Source organism: Siphonobacter sp., from assembly GCF_048595215.1.
Classification (GTDB): Bacteria; Bacteroidota; Bacteroidia; order Cytophagales; family Spirosomataceae; genus Siphonobacter.
Genome location: NZ_JBMDWJ010000350.1, coordinates 1 through 2278, shown reverse-complemented (window position 1 = coordinate 2278; position 2278 = coordinate 1). Strand labels below are relative to the sequence as shown.

Annotated in this window: 3 protein-coding genes; 1 reads left to right on the top strand and 2 read right to left on the bottom strand. The window is 50.7% G+C overall.

Annotated features, from left to right (window positions below):
- On the bottom strand, positions 1-737 hold a 737-nt coding region (locus ACOJTG_RS21710; protein ID WP_420155723.1), incomplete at its 3' end, for an alpha/beta hydrolase.
- 294 nt (positions 738-1031) lie between these two features.
- Here ACOJTG_RS21710 and ACOJTG_RS21705 point away from each other — a divergent pair.
- The gene (locus ACOJTG_RS21705) at positions 1032-1457 is read left to right on the top strand and encodes an N-acetyltransferase (RefSeq protein WP_420155722.1); all 426 of its coding nucleotides are present in this window, start codon (positions 1032-1034) and stop codon (positions 1455-1457) included.
- Positions 1458-1629: 172 nt separating this feature from the next.
- Here ACOJTG_RS21705 and ACOJTG_RS21700 read toward each other — a convergent pair.
- Positions 1630-2278, bottom strand: a 649-nt coding sequence (locus ACOJTG_RS21700) for an SUMF1/EgtB/PvdO family nonheme iron enzyme (protein ID WP_420155721.1), incomplete at its 5' end; no start/stop codon positions are given.

The window sequence follows — 2278 nt, the reverse complement described above, 5'->3', positions numbered from 1 at the left end:
ATCTGCTTACGTTCCTCTAAATCAGTGGTGTACTGATCGTACAACCATTTCATTAGTGGGGTAGTCAGGAAGCGGTTCTCTCCAAAGAGTTTATACGAATCGGTTCCAAAATCTGCATCGACGATGGGCCAGAACAGTACCTGACATTTAATATCCGGGCCGCCGTTTTCTTTCGCTTTCAGGCAGGTTACGGCGGTCATATTACCACCGACGCTATTGCCTACTACGGCTAGCTTAGTGGCGTCCACGTTGATTTCATCGCCGTGCTCAGCCACCCATTTGGTAGCGGCGTAGATTTCATTGGTGGCCTGGGGGTACTGAGCTTCCGGACTGGGCGTATAGTTGACGAAGACCGCTACGAATCCAGACGCCACCACTAAATCACGGACTAGTCGTTTGTGTGTGGGAAAATCGCCCAGTACCCAGCCTCCCCCGTGAATGTAGATGAAAACGGGCAGTTTTTCCGCTACTCCCGCGGGCCGTACGATGTTGAGCTTGATGGTATAGCCATCCGCCGTAATCACCCGTTCCGCTTCGTCGATCCCCGACAAGTCCACCGGTACGGAGGCCTGGGCGTCGATCAGTACTTGCCGGGCCTCCTGGGGTGACAGGGTCTCCAGCGGCGGTCCACCGCCCGAATTCAGAATTTTCAAAAAGGCTTTTACTCCCTGCGACAAATGAGGATCCTGAGCATAGGGAACGGGTTTGAGTTCCTCAAGCGTAGTTGCACGGTTCATACGATTCGATGGATTTAGGTGATAAATCAAGTAGGCGGCCCAGCGTAGTACGGGTGTTATGTACTGCGAATGGATAGGACAAACCTACGGCCTGGATAGCCCTCGGAAACGGTAAGAATCGACGGTAATGCAGTACTTTGACAGGGTTTTCACGTCCGGCACCCCTGCCTGCCACCACAGGATAGGAGGAATATTTGTTTCGCTCGAAAAGGTATTTTCTTTGCAGATCAATAGTTAGATATTTCACGGCAGGATCTAAACCCGGATCCTTGCCGAATCTATAAGTAATCAAACATGATTCGAAAAGCAGAGTCACCGGATTTTTCAGTACTCGCCGATCTCTGGCTGACGACGTCCCTGATCGCCCATCCTTTTATTCCTGAAGCGTACTGGCGAGAGAATAAAGCGGCGATGCTTCAGGAGTATCTACCTGCTTCGGAAGTTTACGTTATCGACTGTGGAGGAAAGCTACGCGGTTTTATAGCTCTGGTCGACGACCACGTAGCGGCCTTATTCATCTCACCCTCTGAGCAGGGAAAGGGCTACGGCACCCAGCTTTTAAACTACGCAAAAACCATTCGTTCCGAACTCACGCTTAACGTTTACCAGAAGAATCAGCAAAGTGTGCAGTACTATCAGAAAAACGGTTTTGAAGTCGTTTCAGAGACTATAGATTCCGCAAACGCTGAAAAGGAATACTTGATGCGATGGCGGTGTTGAAGGCATTAACCGTTAACTCGTAAATAAATAGTGCTGTTAATAGTTTGAAAACAACCTATTTGTTGAATGAAAACAGCTTTGTTTTAATCATTAGAAATTACCAAGCCCTGACCCGGCGGATTTATAGTCCGCCGGGTCAGGGCTTGTACCGTTTATAGCTGTTAAAAAAACGTTAATGCTTCTTTCCTACCGCAATCATGGAACAGCGGAACCCAATCGTAGCCGTCGAAGAATCCTGGTCCAGAAAACGACGCGTGCCCGGAGCCAGCCAGTACGCGATATCCGCCCAGGACCCTCCTTTGTACACCCGCGAGCGATTCGAAATGAGCGAATTGAAGTCTTCCGTATCGTAGTTTTTCGCCTGGTCCAAATACCCATCACGACGAACAGGATTGAGATCGCTAAACACTTGGAACGAGGTCGGACGATACACATCCCATACCCATTCGTTGACGTTGCCCGCCATGTTGTACAGACCAAAATCGTTGGGAGGATAGGAGTATACTTCATCCGTAATAATGGCCCCATCGTTGCTTCTCCCGGCAATACCCGCGTAATCCCCGCGACCACGTTTGTAGTTCGCCAGCATCGTCCCTTTGTTGCGGCCTGAACTTTTTCGCAGGGAGGAGCCGTCCCAGGGATAAACCCGCTGGTGGGTTTGATTTTCATCCACGTACTGCGTTCCGATCAGGGCTTTGGCTGCGTACTCCCATTCGGCTTCCGTCGGCAGGCGGTAGTTCGGTAAGACATACCCCGTTTCGATGGCCGCTCGCCCGCCCGAATACTGCTGTGCAGTGGCTTCAGCTAGTGCTTCGGCTCCT

Coding starts and splice junctions, on each gene's coding strand:
- ACOJTG_RS21705 (WP_420155722.1), top strand. CDS start 1,032: ATGATTCGAAAAGCAGAGTCACCGGATTTTTCAGTACTCGCCGATCTC.